Origin of the sequence: Mesorhizobium sp. Cs1299R1N3 (assembly GCF_037179625.1) — a bacterium.
GTDB classification, from domain to species: Bacteria; Pseudomonadota; Alphaproteobacteria; order Rhizobiales; family Rhizobiaceae; genus Mesorhizobium; species Mesorhizobium salmacidum.
In genome coordinates this window covers 784,422-804,735 of the sequence record NZ_JAPYKQ010000001.1, presented here as the reverse complement: position 1 = coordinate 804,735, position 20,314 = coordinate 784,422, and the positions used below count along the sequence as shown (strand labels likewise).

The following is a 20,314-nucleotide window of genomic DNA, read 5'->3' as shown; positions in this document are numbered from 1 at the left end:
ACACTCAGAACCGACACATCCCGCCCGCGATCGATATTCGATCAATGTCCGATGCGACCGTTTTTATTCCCCGTCGGGTCAGGGCGCAAGCATTTATGCCGCAGTGCAGCATTAAAACGGATGTGGCTATTGTGCACCGCAGTCGGTGGGGCAAGATGGAAAAGAGCGACACACAAAAGGATCGACTTCTGATGACGCACCAGAAATGGCTGGAAGACCCTCCGCAAGGGAGCCGAACGACCGAAGATCTTCAAATTGCCTTGCGGCATCGTATCAGAGAAGTCTTGCTCCCGCTGATAGCCGGACGCGGCGAGCGCATCCACCTTATTGATCCACCGGAGCATCCCAACGTCGGCGACTGCGCGATCTTGTTGGGCGAATTGGATTTTTTTAAACGCGAGCTTCCCGGCAGCCAAGTGGCATTCCACGACTGGAGTACCTACAGCCCGTCATCTGACCGACACATCGAGCGCGCATCCGTTCTCTTGATGCATGGCGGGGGCAATTTCGGGGATATATATCCTCACCACCACGAGTTTCGTTTGAAAATCCTTCGGCGCTTTCCCAATCGACCGACCATCCAGCTGTCTCAAAGCATCCATTTCGACTCACCGGCAGTGTTGCAGGAAACGCGTGACGCCATCGCCGCGCATTCCGATTTCACATTGCTGGCTCGTGACACAAAAAGTGAAGCCTTTGCCCGGGCGAATTTCGATTGCCAGGTGGTGCTCTGTCCGGACATGGCATTCGCCATGGACCGGATCGTCCGCAAGCCGGCAAATGTGGACGCGTTCTGCCTGTTGCGCACTGACAAGGAAGCGGTGGCGCCGCATGAAGAAATCAAGAGGCAGCTGAACCAGATGGGGCTTTCCGCGGAGGCGAGAGACTGGTTGGATGATCCCAGAACCGCGGCTCGATTGGCGGACATATTGTTCTCCAAATTCACGCGTAAGGTTCCTGTCGCCTATCCGCTGCTGGCACCCTTGGCGCTTATCGCACGCCGACGCTACGCGGAGACCCGGCTGAGGGTGGGTATCGATCTGTTGAGCCGCGGGCGTATTGTGGTCACCGATCGGTTGCATGCTCATATTCTGAGCACGCTTCTCGGAATCCCGAACGTCGTTTTCAGATCCTTCGATGCCAAAGCTGCTGCTTTTTACGACACCTGGACACATGCGGCGCCCATCTGCCGGCTAGCTGATGGTCCCGCCGACATGGTCCATGCTGTCCAAGCCGTGATGCCGCCGAAATGAGCCAGGTCATTGGAATGCCGGATCGCAGCTCTTCGCCGCATTACGCGGCGGTGATCCGCGCATATCAATGCACGCCGCTCCTGATCGAAGTGATAGAAGCGCTGCGAAGACAAAGCGTGCCTCCGAAACGGTTTATCATCGTGGATTCGTCGCGCGATCCGGCCGTATCCAGCGCGTTTGAAGAGCTTGGTGCGGATATCGTGACATATCCTTCCGAGGACTTTAATTTCTCGAAAGCGATCAATCTCGGTGTCGCAATCAACGACCAGCCTCTCACGCTCATCATCAGCAGCCACATGCTCATTCGGGCGCCTGACCTGATAGCGAAAGGATGGGACGCTGGTCTTGGTGGGGGCATGGAGATTGTCTACTGGAGGCATCCACCAGCACAGGATGCCCCACACGAGTGCCACACCGTTATGACCAATCACAACTTCAACGGCAGAAATGGCCTGTCCAATACCATGGCCATGATCCCCACTCGACTGCTACGAGAGCGTCCCTTCCGGGAGGAGGTCTTTTCGGCCGAGGACCAGGAATGGACCAAGTACTATTTGGCATCCCACCGTCACGCGATGTTGCGCATCGACACCAGGGATGTCAGCTACAGCAATCCCAACCACAATGCCGAGACATGGAGCGAGACCAAGCTTCTGCGGGAGGAATTGGCGATTGGATACTTCGTCAATCGGCGGCTACTTTTGCCGGACAGGATCATCGCTCGGCTTCTGCGAGGTATTCTCGCCACCTTGCGCCGCCGACCAGAAAAAGCTCGAGTGCATTTCGGCTTTGCCTGGGCCATGACTAAAGCAAATTTCAAGCAACCAAGTGCAAAGTCGCGATATTTTTGAGCCGTGGAGCGTCTCCCGGGGCATGGCGGCTGGCACTTTTGGCGTTCAAAAGATCAGAACGGCTTTTTTTGAATTTAAGGAGCGGTGATGAGCAATTCTGTTGATGAAAATATCAACATAGTATGCGTGTCCGACACAAACTATGTACCGCATCTGGTTACACTATTGAAATCAGTCCAATCAAATTCCGATCAGGATGACACCTTCAAGGTGCATATTATACATGACGCTATAAGTGAAGATTTGCAAAAATTAATATCGGCCGAATTGAGAGCGATGGAGGTTCGCTGGTATTCAATTGTCGGCCACGATGCTTTGACGTTGCCTCCTCTTCTGCAAATAAGCCGCGCTACATATTTGCGTCTTATCATGGACGAGGTTCTGGATGAATCGATATCTCGTCTCATATACCTGGATATCGATATGGTTGTGACGGGCAGCCTGAAAGAGCTTTGGCAGTGTGATTTGGGTGACTGTGTTTGTGCGGCTGTTCCTGATCCTGGTATAAATATCGAAGCGTTCGCGCAGAAGTATAACTTCACCCTCCCCGGTCAATATTTTAACGCGGGGATGATGGTATTTGACATGCATCGCGCTCGTATTGACGGAATTCTGAGAGGTGCATTGAATCTGTTGCTGGAGCATCCATCCAAGTTTGAATATGCCGATCAGGACGCCCTGAATGTCGTGTTGTGGGGTAAGTGGAAGCAGGTGGATGCGACTTGGAATTTCCAGAGAGAGTTTATGTACGATGATCTAGCCGCATGGCGCGTGATGTCGAGAGATAGGCATACCGTGCCGAAAATCATCCACTTTACGGAGAGCGTTAAGCCGTGGAAGGCTGGAGAGTGGCACCCGTTTGCATGGCTTTATTGGAAGCACCTGCTCCGGTCGGGATTTGCCGGGGAGGTCATGCGAAAAGAGAACATCAGGTATCGAGACATTATCAAAATGTGGCTTAAGTACCTATTCAAGAAACCGAATTTGGCTCGGGGCTCGGCCAATCCGTAGGGCGCCATCCTGCTTCGTCTCGATCCACGCATTTTATGCTGCAGCGCAATATGCACTGTGGACAAATTTATCGCCAGTCGATGGTCTTCAGCGGCCTGACTCCCCAAGGGAAGCTTTCCGGGCTGGCAAGCCTTTGAAACGACGTGATAAATCCATTCAGAGCGTGTGGTTCTCCTGACTCCCGGGCATTCGCCTTGATCAACGCGCCGGGTCGATTTTTGCTACGCCGCAGCAAAAATGTTGCGATGCAGCAAGAGCTGTACTAGGCTTCCCTCGGGTGGGTCAAACAGCGGTCGAGTTTTCATGCTGCATGTCTTGTACCTTGTACACGATGTTTCCGATCCGGCGGTTCGCCGGCGGATCACGATGCTCCGGACAGGTGGCGCCCAGGTCACCCTGGCTGGCTTCCGCCGTACCGCCACCCCGGTTGCCGATATCGAAGGATTGCGGCCGGTCGATCTTGGCGCGACGCGTGACGGCCGATTCGCGCAGCGTCTGGCGGCCGTGGCGAAAACAGCAGTTTCGATAGGTTCGAAGCTCAAGGGCATGCCGAAGCCCGACATCATCATCGCGCGCAACCTGGAAATGCTGGCGTTGGCGCGCCGGGCAAGGTCGGCTTTCGGCGCCGCGGTCCCGATCGTCTATGAATGCCTCGACATTCATCGCCTGGTGCTCCGCGACGATGTCCTGGGCAAGGCGCTGCGCGCCACCGAGCGCCATCTGGCGCGGGACGTAAAGCTGCTGGTGACCAGTTCGCCCGCCTTCATCGCCAATTATTTCAAACCCTTCCGCCAGGTCGCGGCACCGGTGGAACTGGTCGAGAACAAGTATTTCGAGGCAGCGGCTGTTCTGCCTGGCGAACGCGAGGCGGTGGAAGGACCTGGCGCCCCGCCATGGCGCATCGGCTGGTTCGGGGCGCTTCGGTGCCGCCGCTCGCTCGAACTTTTGGCCGGCTTCACGCGCCGTATGGAAGGCCGGTTCGAGGTCGTACTGCGCGGCCGCCCGGCACTTTCCGAATTCCCGGATTTCCATGCCTTCGTCGATGCCGAACCTTACCTGTCGTTTCGCGGGCCGTATCGCAACCCGGAGGACATGGCGGCGATCTATCAGGACGTCCATTTCTCCTGGGCGATCGATTTCTTCGAGGAGGGACAGAACTCCGAATGGCTGCTGCCCAACCGCCTTTATGAAGGCTGCCGCTTCGGCGCGGTGCCGATCTCGATGGACAACACCGAGACCGGACGGTTCCTGCGGCATCGCGATATCGGCGTTTTGTTGCCGCAGGCCACGCCCGAGGCGCTGGAAACAGCACTTGGCAGGATGGAACAACACCGCTTCGGCAGGCTCAAGGCGCGCGTGCTGGCCCACAATCCGAGGATGTGGAGCTACGATCGCGGCGACTGCAGCGCCCTGGTCGAGAAACTTCGCCGACTGACCATCGGGCGCGAGCCTTTCACAACCGAAGTTTTGGCCTAGGAGAAACATCGCCCGATGACGCAAGCGCCTGCCGCCAGCCTGATCGTGATCCCGTGCCTCAACGAGGCAACTCATATCGGTGCACTGCTCGACCAGCTCTGCCCGGCGGCGGAACGGCTTGGCGCGCGGATCCTCGTTGCCGATGGCGGCAGCACCGACGGTACGCTGGCAATTGTCGGTGAGCGCCAGAAGAACGATCCGCGCATCATCCTGCTTCACAATGAAAGGCGCATCCAGAGTGCCGCGATCAACCTGGCGGTGTCCAAATTCGGCGAGGGCGCGCAATATCTGATCCGCATCGATGCCCATGGCGGTTATCCCGACGACTATTGCGACCGGCTGGTCGAGGAGGCGCAGGCCACCGGCGCCGATTCGGTGGTGGTTTCGATGCTGACCAGCGGCAGCGGCACCGTGCAGAAGGCGGCGGCGGCGGCGCAGAATTCCAAGCTCGGCACCGGCGGCTCCAAGCATCGCCACCTCTCCGCCGGCGAGTGGGTCGACCACGGCCATCACGCGCTGATGCGGATATCGGCCTTCCAGGCCGTCGGCGGCTATGACGAGACGTTCAGCCACAACGAGGATGCGGAACTCGACTATCGGCTGAGGCAGGCCGGCTACAGGATCTGGATGAGCGGCAGGACGCAGATGGTCTACTATCCGCGTACTTCGCTGCGCGGCCTCTATTTCCAGTACCTCGGCTATGGCCGTGGCCGGGCCAAGAATGTGCTGAAACACCGGGTGATCCCGAAGGTTCGGCAGATGGTGCCGTTGGCGGTCTTCCCGGTGGTTCTGTTGGCGGCCTTCTCCTTCGTGCACTGGATTGCGGCGCTGCCGCTGTTGCTGTGGGTGGCGGTGTGCTTGGGCTACGGCCTGGTGACGGCCATCAGTCAGCGCAATGCCGATATCGCGCTTGCAGGCGTCTCGGCGATGGTCATGCATTTCGGCTGGTCCGTCGGCTTCTGGCTGCAGCTTCTCGGCCTCGGCGCGTGGCGGAGGGCGGCGTGATGGCGGTTGGGGCCAGGAACCGCAGCATCGACATCGGCGTGTGCACGTTCCGGCGGCCGGAACTGGCCGACACGCTGCGCTCGCTCGCCGCGCTTGCCATGCCTGACGGCTTCGAGGTCGGCGTCATCGTCGCCGACAATGACGACACGCCAAGCGCCAGGGCGTTGGTGACGGCGCTGTCGCAGGAATTGAAGCTGCCGGTCCGCTACCGGCATTGCCCGGCGCGCAACATCTCGATTGCCCGCAACGCTTGCCTCGACGCCAGCGAGGCGGATTTCCTGGCCTTCATCGACGACGATGAGACCGCCACCGCCCACTGGCTCGCCGAACTGGTGACAATGGCTGAACAGAGCGGCGCCGCCGCGGTTCTCGGCCCGGTGCGCGCGCTCTATCGCCCGGATGCGCCGGACTGGATGCGCCGCGGCGATTTCCATTCCACCTTGCCGGTTCGCGTGCGCGGCGAAATCCGCACCGGCTACACCTGCAACGTCCTGCTGCGCATGGGATCGGACAGCCTGCGCGACCGCCGCTTCAGCCTGGCGCGCGGCCAGACCGGCGGTGAGGACACCGAATTCTTCGACCAGATGCACAAGGCAGGCGGCCGGATCGCCTTTGCGCCGGAAGCATGGGTGGACGAGGCGGTGCCGAGGGCCAGAGCCGCTTTCGACTGGCTCAGCCGCCGCCGTTTCCGGGTCGGCCAGACGCACGGCCATCTCCTGGGCCGCAATGCCAGCGGCATCGCGCGGGTGAAGCAGGCGGGCCTTGCCGCGGCAAAGGCCGCTTATTGCTTTGCCGCCGCACTTCCGGTTGCCGCCAGCCCGATGCGCAGGAACCGCAGCGTACTGCGCGGCATCATGCATGTCGGCGTCGTCAGCGGCCTTGTCGGTGTGCGCGAACTGCGCCTCTACGGCCAGCCTTCACCAGGGGAAGGGGGCAAGCATGCAGCCTGATGGTGCCTTCGTCCCCGACGTTTCTTTTGTGATTGCGGCCTTCAACGCCGAGGCAACCCTTGATCGGGCGATCGCCAGCGCCATCGCCCAGAAGGGTGTCAGCCTCGAAATCATCGTCGTCGACGACAAATCGCGTGACGGCACACTCGATGTGGCGCGAGCCTATCCCGAGCACATCGTACGCGTCGTGGCGCTCGAAAAGAACAAGGGCCCCGGTGGGGCCAGGAATGCTGGGCTCGACGCCGCGCGCGGCAGGTGGATCGCGGTTCTCGATTCCGACGACGCCGTCTTTCCCGGCCGCATCGCCGCCATGACAGGCCGCGCCGAAAAGGCGGACGCCGAGATCGCCGTCGACAATCTCCAGGTCGTCCGTGAGGACGGTGTGGTCGAGGACGCGATGTTCCCGCACCAGTATCTGGAAGGTCTGCGCGAGATAACGCTCGCCACCTACATCGCCGGCAACGTCGTCTTCGAATCGAAATTCAATTTCGGCTACCTCAAGCCGATCTTCCTGCGCAGTTTCCTCGACGAGAACCAGCTGCGCTATGATGAGAAACTGAGGATCGGCGAGGACTACATCCTGTTTGCCGACGCCCTGGCCAAGGGCGGCAGATGCGTGGTCGAGCCTACTATCGGCTATGCCTATCACATTCGCAGCGGCTCCATCTCCCGTGTGCTCGAGCTTCATCACGTCGAAGCGATGCGCAAAGCAGATGCGGTATTCGCTCAAACCCACCAGATGGATGAGGCTGCGCAGGCGGCGTTCGCCCGGCGCGGCCGTAGCCTGCGCAAGGCAGCCTCGTTCCTGGCGATGGTTCAGCACATCAAGGCGCGGTCCCCGCTCAAGGCGATACGGACTGCGCTCAGCGACCCCGCGGCGGTCGGGCATATGGGCATGCCGATCGCCGTGCGGTTGCGAAGAGTAGCGGCACAGTTTGCCGTTGGGGTGGGGAGGTGAAGATGCAGGCACATGGAGGGATTTTTCGTGGCCTGTGAATGGACTGAAGTCGATCTCCTCAGAAGGAATTTGCGATGAAGAAAATCAGGAAGGCCGTGATACCGGTGGCGGGGCTTGGAACAAGGTTCCTGCCGGCGACCAAGTCGATGCCGAAGGAAATGCTTCCCGTCGTCGACAGGCCCGTCGTGCAATATGCGGTGGACGAGGCCTTCGAGGCCGGCATCGAGCACATCGTGTTCGTGACGGGCCGCAACAAGGCGGTCATCGAGGACTATTTCGACCTCCATCCGGAATTGATCGGGACCCTGGAGCAGACCGGCAAGAAGGCGCAATTGCAGTCGCTGGAAAGCCTGCTTCCGGTGGCTGGCGCCACCTCCTTCATCCGCCAGCAATCGCCGCAAGGCCTCGGCCATGCCGTCTGGTGCGCGCGCGAGGTCATCGGCAACGAGCCCTTCGCCCTGCTTTTGCCTGACATGGTCTCCTTCGGAGGGCGCGGATGCCTGGCCGAGATCACCGATCTCTATGCCGAGACCGGCGGCAACGTCATCGCCGTCGAGCGCTGCGATCCGACCGAGACCAACAAATATGGCATCGTCGGCCGTGGCGCCGACATTGGCGGCGGCTTCGAGGTGACGGCCATGGTCGAAAAGCCGGCGCCAGCCAACGCGCCGTCGAACTTCTACATCAACGGCCGCTACATCCTGCAGCCCGAGATCTTCCAGCTTCTGGGCAACCAGCAACGCGGCGCCGGCAATGAGATCCAGCTGACCGACGCCATGGTCCGCCTGTCGCAGGAGCAGCCATTCTTTGCCCAGCCCTTCAAGGGCCGCATGTTCGACTGCGGTTCCAAGGAAGGGTTCATCCAGGCCAATATCGCCTTCGCGCTGGCGCGCGACGACATGAAGGGCCCGGTTTTCGAGATGCTCCGGGAGTTCGTCCGGACGCATGAACGCCAGGAAGAAGCCGCATAATGCCCATCTTTCGGGAGCATTGTCGGATGGCTGACGGCGGAGGGGCCGGTTGGCTCCTCGCTGTCCGGCACCAAGCGTGTGTCGCGTCCGCCAATGCTCCCGATCTTTCTGGGGCCCGCGAGCGAGACAAGCCAGAATTGGACCGAAGATGAATTATGCCAATTTTCCTCTCGACAAGAGGATGCCATTGCCGAATTCGGACGCAGGAGACGGCGACGACTTCATCGATATCGAGCGGCTGCTTGGCATGGCCGCACGGCAGGCCAAGGTGGTTGGCGTGTGCGCCATCATCGGTCTTTTCCTGGGCTTGCTCTATCTGCAGACGACGCCGCCAAAATTTGTGTCGGTCTCCAGCGTGCTGATCGATGAGGGCCTGAACAAGATCGTCGACGACATCTCGGCGACATCGACAACCATGCAGACCGATTCGGCCATCCTGAGCCAGATCGAGATCCTGACCTCGACCCGGCTCGCCGCCGTGGTCGTCGACAAGCTCAAGCTCGACCAGAACGACGCGTTCATGAACCCGCCCCAGTCGGCGCTTGCCCAGGGCGTCGGCATGATCCGCGGTCTGATCCAGTATGTCCATCCGAGCCAGTCCACGCCGGGCGCCGGCGATATCTCCAAGCTCGACCCCGCCGCGCGCGATGCGTTGATCGCCACGTCGCGACGCGACTATGCCATCCTCAAGCTGCAGAACGAGATCCGGGCCGATCGCGTCGGGCGAAGCTACGTCATCGCGCTCGGCTATCAGGCGACGGATCCGGGTTTGGCGAAAGCCATCACCAAGGCCTATGCCGACGCCTATCTCGCCGATCAGCTCGATGCCAGCTTCGACGCCACCGAGCGCGCGGCGGTCTGGCTGCAGGGCCGGCTGACCGAACTGCGCGAAAGCTCGCAGCAGGCATCGCTGGCGGTCGAGAAATTCAGGGCCGAACATGGCCTGTCCGCCAACAGCGACGGCCAGCTGATGAGCGACAAGCAGCTCGCCGACCTGAACGCCCAGCTCATCGTGGCGCAGGCCGACACGGCACGTGCCAGCGCCCGCTACCAGCAATACAAGTCGATCGTCGACAGCGGTTCGGACAACGCTTTCAAGGACGCCGCCATATCCAGCGACCAGCCAAGCAGCGCAGTCATCGCGGCGCTGAAGACGCGCTACCTCACCGTCGCCAAGCGGCAGCAGGATGTGGAGGCGAATTTCGGCCCGCAGCATCCGCAGGCGGTGGCGCTCGCCAAGGAGAAGGCCGACATATCGGCGCAGATCTTCGGCGAACTGAAGCAGCTGACCCAAAACTATCGCAACGAGTATGAGGTGGCGCTGGCGCGCGAGACCGCGCTCAGGGCCAATGTCGCCGCCGCGCAAGGCAAGAGCTCCATCGACAACCAGTCGCAGGTGAAGCTGCGCGACCTCGACCAGAAGGCGACGGCGCTGACCACACTCTACCAGACGTTCCTCGGCCGCTACGAGGAAGCCGCGCAGCAGCAATCCTTCCCGGTCGGCAAGATCCGCATCATCTCGGATGCGTCGACGCCGCTTGCCGCCTCGAGCCCGCGCACGGTCATCGTGCTCGGCCTTTCGCTGGTGCTCGGCGTTCTGATGGGCGCCGGCTTCGGCGGGCTCAACGAGTTCAACGAGCGGTTCTTCAGGACCGGCGAGGAGGTGCGCGACCGCGTTGGCCTCAAATTCCTCGGTTACCTGCCTACCATCGGCAGCAAGCCGACGAAGGAAGACAAACCGGACGAGCCCGATCTCAAGGTCGCCAGATCGCCGGCCGCCATTGAAAGGCGCGCGCGAATGCGGGTGAGCATCGACGCTCCGGCGTCGATGTTCTCCGAAACGCTGCGCAGCGCCAAGATCGCTTTCGATGTCGTCATGGAAGGGCAGGCCAGCCGCGTCATCGGCGTGGTCTCGGTCCTGCCCGGCGAAGGCAAGTCGACGGTCGCGGCCAATCTCGCAGGTCTGCTCGCCGCCAACGGCGCCAGGACGCTGCTCATCGACGGCGACCTGCGCAATCCGGGCCTCAGCCGCAGCCTCGGCATGGAAGCCGAGCAAGGGTTGATGGAAGCCGTGGTGAGCGGCCAAACCTGGCAGTCCGTCGGCAAGATCGACAGGCAGACCAAGCTGGCGATCATTCCGGCGGTGTCGCGTGGGCATTTCTCGCACACCAGCGAGCTTCTCTCCTCGGCCGGCATGCGGCGCTTCATCGAGAACGCCAAGGAGACGTTCGAATACATCGTCGTCGATCTGCCGCCGCTGGGGCCGGTGGTCGACGCCAAGGCCTTCGCGCCGCTCGTCGACGGCTTCGTTCTGGTCGCCGAATGGGGCCGCACGCCGCGCGCCATGGTGCGCTCGATGCTGGAATCCGAACCCTATGTCGCCAACAAGATCGTCGGCGCGGTGCTGAACAAGGTCGATCTGAAGAAGCTGGCCAAATACGGATCGTTCGGCGCGTCGGAGAAATTCTTCGACAAGTACTCGAGCTACTATCTCGACAAGTCGGAAGTGCGGTCGAAGACAGCGGCCTGAGATAGGCCGCCGCTCCCATTTCGAGATTGCGCAGAGTTTCGGCCGTCCCGCCCTGCGGCCGTCAGAAAGTTCGCGGCGCCGCGACATCGCGGAACGGCAGCGCCACCCAGATGCCGGCAGTGCTCCCTACACGCCGATGCCACGCGCCTTCAGCGCCGCCGTGATTTCCTCGAGGATGGCGGGGTCGTCGATGGTCGCCGGCATCGTCCACGCTTCCTTGTCGGCGATCTTCTGCATGGTGCCGCGCAGGATCTTGCCGGACCGCGTCTTGGGCAGCCGCTTGATGGTCACCACCGTCTTGAAGGCGGCGACCGGGCCGATACGCTCGCGCACCAGCGCGACGACCTCTTTCTCGATGGCGCCGCCTTCGCGCGCGACACCGGCGTTCAGCACCACGAAGCCCAGCGGAATCTGGCCCTTCATCGCATCGGCGATGCCGACGACGGCGCATTCGGCGACGTCGGGATGGGCGGCCAGCACTTCTTCCATCGCGCCGGTCGACAGCCGATGCCCGGCGACGTTGATGATGTCGTCGGTGCGGGCCATCACGTAGAGATAGCCGTCCTCGTCGATCATGCCGGCATCGGCCGTCTTGTAGAAGCCGGGGAACTCATTGAGATAGGCCTGGCGGAAGCGGGCATCGGCGTTCCACAGCGTCGGCAGGCAGCCCGCCGGAAGCGGCAGCTTGACCACGACATTGCCCAGTGTGCCGCGCGGCACCTCATCGCCGGCATCGTCGAGCACGCGGATGTCGTAGCCCGGCATCGGCACACCGGGCGAGCCGTATTTCACCGGCAACAGGCCGAGCCCGGCGGGATTGATCGTCATCGGCGAGCCGGTCTCGGTCTGCCACCAATGATCGATCACCGGCACGTTGAGCTTCTGTTCCGCCCATTTGATGGTTTCGGGGTCGGCGCGCTCGCCGGCGAGGAACAGCGTGCGGAATTTGGACAGATCGTATTTCGGCACGAACTCGCCCTTGGGGTCCTGCCCCTTGATGGCGCGGAAGGCGGTCGGCGCGGTGAACAACGCGACCACGCCATGCTCCGAGATCACCCGCCAGTAGGTGCCGGCATCGGGCGTTCCGATCGGCTTGCCTTCGAACAGCACGCTGGTACAGCCATGCAGCAGCGGTCCGTAGACGATGTAGGAATGGCCGACCACCCAGCCGACGTCGGACGCCGCCCAGAACACTTCTCCCGGCTTGACGCCGAACTCGTTGTCCATCGTCCATTTCAGCGCGACCATGTGGCCGCCATTGTCGCGCACGATGCCCTTGGGCTGGCCGGTCGTGCCCGACGTGTAGATGATGTAGAGCGGGTCGGTCGCCAGCACCGGCACGCAGTCGACATTGGCGCCGGCCGCCCGTTCTCGGGCGACGGCGTCGGCATAGTCGATGTCCAAATGGTCCTTCAAATCGCAGCGCAACTGGTCGCGCTGCAGGATCAGGCAGGCGTCCGGCTTGTGGCGGGACATCTCGATCGCCTTGTCGAGCAGCGGCTTGTAGGCGACCACCCGGCCCGGCTCCAGGCCGCAGGAGGCCGAGATGATCAGTTTCGGTTTTGCGTCGTCGATGCGGGTGGCAAGCTCATGCGAGGCAAAGCCGCCGAACACGACCGAATGCACGGCGCCGATGCGGGCGCAGGCGAGCATGGCGATGGCCGCTTCGGCCACCATCGGCATGTAGATGATGACGCGGTCGCCTTTGCCGACGCCGCGGTTCTTGAGCACCGAGGTCAGCGCCACCACGTCGCGTTTCAACTCGGCATAGGTGAACTTCTTCACCGTTCCGGTGATGGCGCTGTCATGGATCAGTGCGATCTGGTCGGCCCGCCCGCCGGCGACATGCCGGTCAAGGGCGTTGTAGCAGGTGTTGCAGGTCGCGCCGGTGAACCAGCGGCCATAGACGCCGGCGGCGGCATCGAACACCTTGTCCCAGGGCGAATACCAGTCGATGGCCTCGGCCGCCTCCGCCCAGAATTTTTCCGGGTCGCGTTTCCAGCCGTCATAGACCTCGTGATAGCGTGAAGCCATCCGTAACCTCCCCAGGAACGATTTGCGGTCCTCGGCAATAGCCTATGTTGTTTCTTCGGGCGATGTCTCCCTGCATTTTCGTCTCAGTCGGCCGCGTCTTGACCTGACACGCGCGGTGTCGTGAAGTGGCGGCTATCGAGGGGGGTGAACGAATGCACCATCGGTGGTCTATCGCGGCAAGGCCGGCGATTGGGCTGGCAATTGGCGTGGCACTGGCGGTTTCAGCCGGGACCGCCCATGCCGGAGATGCCGCGGCACGGCGTATCATCGGCTTCTCGCCCGATGGCGTCTATTTCGCCTTCGAACAATATGGAACGCTCGACGCCGGTGCCTCGGCCTCCGGCTATTCCGAGATTGATATCATTGATATCAGAACCGACGAGTTCGTCGGTGGCAAGCCGATCCTGATCGTCGACGAATCCGAGGAGTCGACGCTGACCCTCGATCAGGCAAGGGCGCAAGCGACCGCCAAGGCAGGACCCACTCTTGCCAAATATGCCATCGCATCGCGCGGCAAGCAGACGGCTTCCGACAAGTTCACCTTTCCCGGTGAGATGGTCGCCTACAACGACATTCCCCGCCTTGAGCAGGTGTCACAGAAATGGCTTTCGCCGCTCTATGACGAAACCGGGGCTTCGACGATCCAGTTGGAACAGATTCTGGCCGGCAGCACGGCCGATTGTTCGGCGAGCTTCGATGACACCCAGCAAGGCGACTCATCGGGCAAGGCGCTCGGTTTCCGGCTGACGCTGCAAGGCCAGGACGGCAAGCCTTTCAGGACCTTGCATGAGGACAAGGCCGTGCCGGGCTCGAGGAACTGCCCGAGCTCCTACAGCCTGTCGGAATCCTATGAATACACACCGGCTGGCAATCCGGCGGTGATCGTCGTGCTGGTGCAGCGCTTCAGCCAAGGCTTTGAAGGGCGTGATCGCCGCTTCATCGCCGTGACCGGACAGCTCCGCTGAGCTATCCATCGATAGCCGTCTAACGAACCGGATTCGCTGGACAAATGTGGATTGCACTAGATCGGCAAGGCCATCAGCATGAGGCCGACACCGCCGAAGATCAAAATGGCTGTCGCAAGAGCTTTTCGATGACGTTCGAAAGTCGTTGGAGCCCGCTCCCAATTGTAACGCATACGCTTATCCCCCAAGTCCCGGGAGTTCTTACCTTACCCAAGGGAAGAAAAGCAACGGTCTTGCCGGTCAACGCACTCGCCTGCCGCGTCATTCCGACGACTATTTCTGGGACGATTTCGGCAGTGGATGGACGTTGCGGCCTGACGAGAGCCTGTCGCAAACACAGAGCTGCGCGGGCCATCCCCCGGACGGCCGATAGACAGCGCCCTACCACCGCGCTATCTCATTTCGGGGTTTTGCTTGGCTTTTGGGGCTCGCGATGGAAATTGCCTCTGGAACGGTTCTGCGGCTGGCGGACGATGCCTCGGTTCAGCATGTCGGCGACGGCGCGGTCGTGCTTTTGGCGCGCAGCGGCCAGCTCTATACCTGCAACGGCACGACCGAAGCTTTTCTCGACAAGGTGGATGGCGCGCGCAGCCTCGGCCAGATCGTCGGCCTGCTTTGCGAGGAGTTCGAGGTCGACAAAGGCACGCTTGACGAGGACATGGCGGCGCTGGCGACCGATCTGGTCTCGGAAGGCATCCTCGCCGCTCCAGATAGCTGAAGGGCTGCTTGATGGCGGACAGTCCCCTCCTGCGCGCCTTGTTCCGCTGCCATCTCTGGGCAAGCGCGCGGCTGATGCCGGTCCTCATTGCCAACCGCAGCTTCGAGGAGGTGCTGAAATGGGCGCCGCTCGCCTCGCCGACGCCCTATCGCGGCTTGCCAGCCGCCTACATTATCGCCCGCGTCAACCGTGCCGTGCGCCGTCCCTGGCTGATGCGCGACCGCAGATGCCTGCGGGAAGGACTGCTCGGCCATCGTTTCCTGCGCCTTGCCGGCTTCGATCCGGAGTTGCGCTTCGGCGTCGATCCGAAGTCGCTGCAAACGTCGCGGCTGTCGGCGCATTGCTGGGTCTGCCTCGACGGCAGGCCGGTGGTCAGCTACAGCCTTCCTGGCATGGTCGAGATCTATCGCCACCATGACCGCGCCTCGAAAGTGCGCGCCGCTTGACCAGACCTTGCGCCTTCTATGATCTCAACGGCCATGTCCTCGGCATTTCGGCCGACCGTGCCGAGCTATGGCGGGACTTCGACAGGATGCTCGCCAGCCTGCGCGTCGAAGGTTCGACCGAAGCGGATTTTCATCTCGACATCGTCGAGGCGGAAGCATTGGACGAGACACCCGCCGGATCCCTGGTCTTCGACGGGGAGATCCCGGACGACGGCTACTGCCGGATGATCACGGACGGCGCCAGCGTGCATCTCGTCCTGCCGGGACGCCAGACCGTCGAGATCAACGAGAAGGGCTGGGCTCGACTCCGCATCGTGCCCGACAGCAAGGCCGCCTGGACGCCATCGATGCTGATGCTGGACGCAGCACTTGATGCCGGCGGCCAACATATGCTGCACACCGCGGGCCTGACGCTGCCGGGCCGCGACGCCGTCGTGCTGGTCCATGCCCCGAGCGGTACCGGCAAGACCACCACATCGCTGGCCTTGGCCACGCAAGGATTCGGCCTGTGCTCCGACGATGCCATGATCCTGAATGTCGCTTCCGCCACGCCTGTTGCCTGGGGTTTGCCCCGCCTCGTCAAGATCCATGAGAAGACAGCGCGGATGATCCCGCTTGTGGCGCCATGTCTCGGGCCGTCCTGGGACCGTAACGGCGAACAGGCTGTTTCGCTGGAAAAGCTGGGCCGGATCATAAAAATCGAAAACCCGACCGCCCGTCCGGTAGCAGCACTCCTGCACCTCGCGCGATCGGCCGACGAAGAAACCCGGCTCGCGCCCATGGCCCGGACCGACGCGATGGTGGCGCTGGCGATGGACAATGTCCGCACCGGCATGACCGGCCTGCTGCCGCTGCAGAAGCGCCGGCTGGCGACGATCGGCAAGCTGGTCTCCTCGGTGCCGACCTTCACCCTGGAAGTGGGCGCGCGTCCGGCCGATGCGGCGGCGCTGATAAGCGCCACATTGACGTCACGGGGCTGACGGCCACTTCAAGCCGCGTATGGCCTGGCTTTGGCCAGCCGCTGGATCCAGCGGAACGCATCGCGACGCAGGCGCGAGCCGATCTTCTCCCGGGAATTGACCCTGAGCAGCGTGTTCGTCGTGATCAGCTTTTTGGCCAGCCGTATCGACAGGTCGGGCTTGATCCGCTCTGCCAGTTCGAACGCATGCGGTTCGTCGAACAACTGGCCGGTCACGTTGAGCACGATCGCCAGTTCGAGTTCGGTGCCGGTCATGCGGGCGGCATCGAGCAGGCGTTGCTCTGCTTTCGGCGACTGTAGCGCCCGTACGCCTTGCAGCACGTCGACACAAAGCTGCAGCCGGTGGAATTTATGCCCCCCTGCCGCATGCACGATGGCGATCGTCAAAAGGGCTGCCGGCGTGTCCGTCGCCTCGCCGTCAATGATGCCCAACTCGTGAAAGCCCAGGGACAGGCGCCGCCGCATGCCGGTATCGTGCACAAGGTCGCCATGCAGCTCGACCAGCAGGCTGGAGTTCTCCTTCTCCTGCCATTTGAACTCCTGCAGCTGGTAGGATTCGGCTTCGTTGCTGCCAAGCTCGAAGCCTGACGCCGCGATCACCTGGTTTGCTCGCGCAAGGTTGGCGGGCTCGACGAGGATGTCGATGTCGGTGAACGGCCGGTCGGAAATGTTGCGGTAGAGTTTTCGCGCGAAGACCGGTCCCTTGACGATCCGTGCCGGAATGCCTTCCGCCGCCATCCCCTTCATGATGCGGTCGCCATGATACTGCAGCAGCATCGACTGGCCGGTGGCGATCGTCGCCTTCTGGCGCAGATCATCCAGCTTGGATTGCAGGCCTGAATCTTCAGGCAGGCCCGCGTCGCCGCGCTCCCTGAGCTTACGCAGCATGATCGGCAGAACGCCGTGGAATTCGGCATTGTCGAGCAGCGCCGACAGTGCCTTCGCCGACAAATTGTCCTCGACCGCCGCGGCCTCCGGATCGGCCAAGCGCAGCAGCAGTCTTTCTTCTGCGAAGGTGAGGGAGGGCAGCATCAACCCGGGCAAATCCATGGCTAAGTGGATTGTCCAGAATGGTTGCAGAAAAGCGCGGCCGAAGCCAGCCTTATAGGCCCCAGCGCAGCGCGGCCGTGTGGACAGGTGCGTCCCACCAGCCCGTCAGTTCGTCGTCGAGCAGGGCCAGCGTGATCGAGCAGCCGGCCATGTCGAGCGAGGTGACATAGGTGCCGACCAGCGAGCGGGTTACCGTCACGCCATGTTTCTCGAAAATCCGGCGAGCGCTGTTGTACATCAAGTAGAGCTCCATCAGCGGCGTGCCGCCGAAACCGTTGACGAACAGCAGCGCCGGGCCTTTCGCCTTGCCATCCAGATCCCCAAGGATCGCGGCACAGATCTCCTGCGCGATCGCATCGGCGCTCTTCAAGGTGTCGCGGCGGCGGCCGGGCTCGCCATGGATACCGACGCCGAATTCCATCTCGCCATCGCCGATATCGAAGGTCGGTTTGCCGGCCGCCGGCACGGTGCCGCTGGTCAACGCCACACCCATCGAGCGGGTCGCGTCGTTGACGCGCTCGCCCAGCGCCTTCAACGCCGGCAACCCCAGCCCGTGCTCGGCGGCCGCGCCGACGATCTTCTCAACCACCAGCGTGCCGGCGACGCCGCGCCGTCCGGTCGTGTAGGACGAATTCTCGACAGCGACATCGTCATTGGTCACCACCTGAAGCACGCCTTCCGACATTTCCGCTGCCATGTCGAAGTTCATCACGTCGCCCTCATAGTTCTTGACGATGAACAGGCAGCCGGCGCCGGTGTCGACAGCTTGCGCGGCGGCCAGCATCTGGTCCGGCGTCGGCGAGGTGAACACCTGGCCGGGGCAGGCGGCGTCCAGCATGCCATGGCCGACAAAGCCGCCATGCAGCGGCTCGTGGCCGGAGCCGCCGCCGGAGATCAGCGCCACCTTGCCCGGCTTGAGCATCTTGCGGCGGATGAATTTGTGCTCCTCGCCAAGCACCAGGATGTCGGCATGAGCGGCCACGAAACCGTCGAGGCTCTCGGTCAGCACCGTGTCCACCGAGTTCATGAATTTCTTCATGGCCGTCTCCTCCCGAAATAGCCTGACATCAAGGGGCAATCAGCCACTCTTGCCGGTGATGCTGGTGACCTTCTGGATGAATTCGTTGATCGCGCGGTCGAGCGCCGCATTCTGCTTGTCGTCGCCGAAATCCGGCACGATGAGCGAAACATGCCTTGTCTTGCGCGCGCCCGCGGCGACCGAGATCTTCCCTGGATGCGCCTGATGATAGGCAGCAAGGAACTGGTCCCGCTCGGCCTGGCTGAAATGGCAGACGGAAAAGATGGCGGGCAGATGCTTGGACGGGATCGGGATCGAATAGGTGGGGCTCGAAATCTGCGTGACGAAACTGCGGTGCTTGCCAAGCGCGTCGGCAAGGCGCTGGCGCATGCCGGACGGGCGCTGGTCGATGACCTGTGACAGGATCGTCTTGTAGGCGCGGATCGCTTCTTCGGAACCGGGTTCGAGTTTGATATCGATCATGCCTACCGCCTAGACCGGGACGTCCGCGATGGCCGCCTTGGCCATGGCGAGTTGCGCCGGCGCGACCGAGAGATCGCGCAGGCCGACCTCCAGCAGCGACGGGATCGAGGCGGGGTCGCCGCCGGCATCCCCGCACAGGCTGACCGGAATCCCGTTTTCCCGTCCGAAGGCCGAGACCGAACCGATCAGCCTCAGCACCGCGGGATGACGAACAGAATTCAGGTGGGCCACAGCGGCATTGTCGCGCGCGGCCGCCATCACATATTGCGTCAGATCGTTGGAACCGATCGACAGGAAGGCGACGCCGGCGAACGCCTCCGGCGCGATGGCCACCGAAGGCACTTCGACCATGATGCCGAGCGGCGGCATTTCTTGCGCGATGCCGCGCGCGGCAAGGGCTGCCCGTTCCTCGGCGAACAGGGCGGCGGCGCGTTCATACTCTTCTGACGTGGCGATCATCGGAAACATGACTTTGAGATTGCCGTGTGGTGCGGCGCGCAGCAATGCCCTGATTTGAACACGGAATATGTCGAGCCTGGCCAGCGACAGCCTGATGCCGCGCAGGCCAAGGAACGGATTGCCTTCCTCGACGGTGAAGCCCGGCACCGGCTTGTCGCCTCCGGCATCGACGGTACGGATCGTCACTGGTTTTTCGCCGGCCCATTCCAGCACTTTGCGATAGGCGCGATACTGGGTCTCTTCATCCGGCAGCGTCTTGCCGAACAGGAATTCCGTGCGCATCAGGCCGACACCGTCGCAGGTTTCGATATCGATGGCGTCGACATCCCTGGGGTCGGCGATGTTGACCTGCACGCGCACGGCGGTACCGTACTTCGTCGCCGCCGGTCGTGCCAGAAAGGTCCGCGCGTCGCCTTGGCGGGCGGTGAAGGCGGAGGATGCCTGCCGGAACGAGCCGATCTCCGCGGGCGAGGGCGCCAGAACGATATTGCCGTGCTCCGCGTCGAGCAGCGCGATGCCGGCAACAGCGGTGAGCGGCTCGCGCAGACCCACGACCATCGGCACGCCACGCGAGCGCGCCAGCATGGCGACATGACTGGCGGTGCTGCCTGCCTTCAGCGCGATGCCGCCGCCATGGCTCCAGTCGGTTTCGAGAAACCGCGTCGGCGCGATGTCCTCGCCGTGGAGGATGGCGCCGGCCGGTGCCGTGCTGCCACCGTCCTCGGTCAGGGCGCGCAGCACCTGGTCCCTGATGTCGCGCAGGTCCGTGGCGCGGGCGCGGAAATAATCCTGGTCCGAGGCGTCGTAGCCGGCGATCTCGGCATCGAGTGCCTGCCGCCAAGCCGCGTCGGCGGGTTCTCCGGAAGCGATCGACGCGAAGGCCGGTCCGCTCAGCGCGTCGTCTTCCAGCATGGCGAGGTGGAATTCGAGTATGCCGGCGGCATCGCTGTCGGCGGTTTCGATCATGGCCACGAGCCGGTTCGCCGCCGTGCTGATCGCGGCCTCCAACGATGTCTTCTCTTCCGCGGCGCTTGCCTTGCTCGCGTAGATGCTTGCAGGCCGGCCGAGGTCGAACAGAGGCCCCTCGGCATAGCCGGCCGAGGCTGGAACACCCTCAATGCGCATGGCCCGCATTCCCAGCGGGTAGGCCACGGCAT

Annotated in this window: 18 protein-coding genes; 13 read left to right on the top strand and 5 right to left on the bottom strand. The window is 62.5% G+C overall.

What is annotated here, in order from left to right; all coding sequences use genetic code 11:
* The first annotated feature begins 44 nt into the window (after window positions 1-44).
* The 9 genes from O7B34_RS03720 to O7B34_RS03680 all read left to right on the top strand — a co-directional run bounded on the left by O7B34_RS03720 (window position 45) and on the right by O7B34_RS03680 (window position 11,005).
* Entirely contained in the window at window positions 45-1,253 is a 1,209-nt protein-coding gene (locus tag O7B34_RS03720) for a polysaccharide pyruvyl transferase family protein (protein ID WP_337144916.1), read from the top strand.
* A complete protein-coding gene (locus O7B34_RS03715; protein ID WP_337144914.1) occupies window positions 1,250-2,104 on the top strand; it encodes a glycosyltransferase family 2 protein in 855 nt (284 codons plus the stop codon). The genes O7B34_RS03720 and O7B34_RS03715 overlap by 4 nt, the downstream gene beginning before the upstream one ends.
* 87 nt (window positions 2,105-2,191) lie before the next feature.
* On the top strand, window positions 2,192-3,115 hold the full coding sequence (locus O7B34_RS03710; RefSeq protein WP_337144913.1) for a glycosyltransferase family 8 protein: 924 nt from the start codon (window positions 2,192-2,194) through the stop codon (window positions 3,113-3,115).
* 303 nt (window positions 3,116-3,418) lie between these two features.
* On the top strand, window positions 3,419-4,591 hold the full coding sequence (locus O7B34_RS03705) for a glycosyl transferase family 1 (protein WP_337144912.1): 1,173 nt from the start codon (window positions 3,419-3,421) through the stop codon (window positions 4,589-4,591).
* A gap of 15 nt (window positions 4,592-4,606) precedes the next feature.
* Window positions 4,607-5,596, top strand: a complete 990-nt coding sequence (locus tag O7B34_RS03700; RefSeq protein WP_337144911.1) for a glycosyltransferase family 2 protein — start codon at window positions 4,607-4,609, stop codon at window positions 5,594-5,596.
* Window positions 5,596-6,546 (top strand): glycosyltransferase, encoded by a 951-nt coding sequence (locus tag O7B34_RS03695; protein WP_337144910.1) that lies wholly within the window; start codon window positions 5,596-5,598, stop codon window positions 6,544-6,546. The genes O7B34_RS03700 and O7B34_RS03695 overlap by 1 nt, the downstream gene beginning before the upstream one ends.
* Entirely contained in the window at window positions 6,536-7,504 is a 969-nt protein-coding gene (locus O7B34_RS03690; protein ID WP_337144909.1) for a glycosyltransferase family 2 protein, read from the top strand. The genes O7B34_RS03695 and O7B34_RS03690 overlap by 11 nt, the downstream gene beginning before the upstream one ends.
* A 74-nt stretch (window positions 7,505-7,578) precedes the next feature.
* Window positions 7,579-8,475, top strand: coding sequence for a UTP--glucose-1-phosphate uridylyltransferase (locus O7B34_RS03685; RefSeq protein WP_140746177.1), 897 nt, complete (start codon window positions 7,579-7,581; stop codon window positions 8,473-8,475).
* A 148-nt stretch (window positions 8,476-8,623) separates the two neighbouring features.
* A complete protein-coding gene (locus O7B34_RS03680; protein ID WP_027142875.1) occupies window positions 8,624-11,005 on the top strand; it encodes a polysaccharide biosynthesis tyrosine autokinase in 2,382 nt (793 codons plus the stop codon).
* A 126-nt stretch (window positions 11,006-11,131) separates the two neighbouring features.
* Here the strand turns inward: O7B34_RS03680 and O7B34_RS03675 are convergent, their stop codons facing one another.
* Window positions 11,132-13,039: a propionyl-CoA synthetase gene (locus O7B34_RS03675; RefSeq protein WP_337144908.1), complete on the bottom strand. Its 1,908-nt coding sequence runs from the start codon at window positions 13,037-13,039 to the stop codon at window positions 11,132-11,134.
* Between the two features lie 152 nt (window positions 13,040-13,191).
* Here O7B34_RS03675 and O7B34_RS03670 point away from each other — a divergent pair, with 152 nt between their 5' ends.
* The 4 genes from O7B34_RS03670 to O7B34_RS03655 all read left to right on the top strand — a co-directional run bounded on the left by O7B34_RS03670 (window position 13,192) and on the right by O7B34_RS03655 (window position 16,148).
* Window positions 13,192-14,004 (top strand): DUF2259 domain-containing protein, encoded by an 813-nt coding sequence (locus O7B34_RS03670; RefSeq protein WP_337144907.1) that lies wholly within the window; start codon window positions 13,192-13,194, stop codon window positions 14,002-14,004.
* A 433-nt stretch (window positions 14,005-14,437) separates the two neighbouring features.
* Window positions 14,438-14,722, top strand: coding sequence for a PqqD family protein (locus tag O7B34_RS03665; protein WP_337144906.1), 285 nt, complete (start codon window positions 14,438-14,440; stop codon window positions 14,720-14,722).
* A gap of 11 nt (window positions 14,723-14,733) precedes the next feature.
* Window positions 14,734-15,168, top strand: a complete 435-nt coding sequence (locus tag O7B34_RS03660; protein WP_337144905.1) for a lasso peptide biosynthesis B2 protein — start codon at window positions 14,734-14,736, stop codon at window positions 15,166-15,168.
* A complete protein-coding gene (locus tag O7B34_RS03655; protein WP_337144904.1) occupies window positions 15,165-16,148 on the top strand; it encodes a serine kinase in 984 nt (327 codons plus the stop codon). Before O7B34_RS03660 ends, O7B34_RS03655 begins: the two co-directional genes overlap by 4 nt.
* Before the next feature lie 8 nt (window positions 16,149-16,156).
* Here O7B34_RS03655 and O7B34_RS03650 read toward each other — a convergent pair whose 3' ends face one another.
* The 4 genes from O7B34_RS03650 to ptsP form a co-directional block, all read right to left on the bottom strand.
* On the bottom strand, window positions 16,157-17,179 hold the full coding sequence (locus tag O7B34_RS03650; RefSeq protein ID WP_337144903.1) for a nucleotidyltransferase family protein: 1,023 nt from the start codon (window positions 17,177-17,179) through the stop codon (window positions 16,157-16,159).
* 70 nt (window positions 17,180-17,249) lie between these two features.
* A complete protein-coding gene (gene dhaK, locus O7B34_RS03645; RefSeq protein WP_337144902.1) occupies window positions 17,250-18,236 on the bottom strand; it encodes a dihydroxyacetone kinase subunit DhaK in 987 nt (328 codons plus the stop codon).
* Window positions 18,237-18,275: 39 nt separating this feature from the next.
* On the bottom strand, window positions 18,276-18,698 hold the full coding sequence (locus O7B34_RS03640; protein ID WP_337144901.1) for a hypothetical protein: 423 nt from the start codon (window positions 18,696-18,698) through the stop codon (window positions 18,276-18,278).
* Window positions 18,699-18,707: 9 nt separating this feature from the next.
* Complete coding sequence (gene ptsP, locus O7B34_RS03635; RefSeq protein WP_337144900.1) at window positions 18,708-20,282, bottom strand: phosphoenolpyruvate--protein phosphotransferase; 1,575 nt, start codon at window positions 20,280-20,282, stop codon at window positions 18,708-18,710.
* Window positions 20,283-20,314 lie beyond the last annotated feature (32 nt).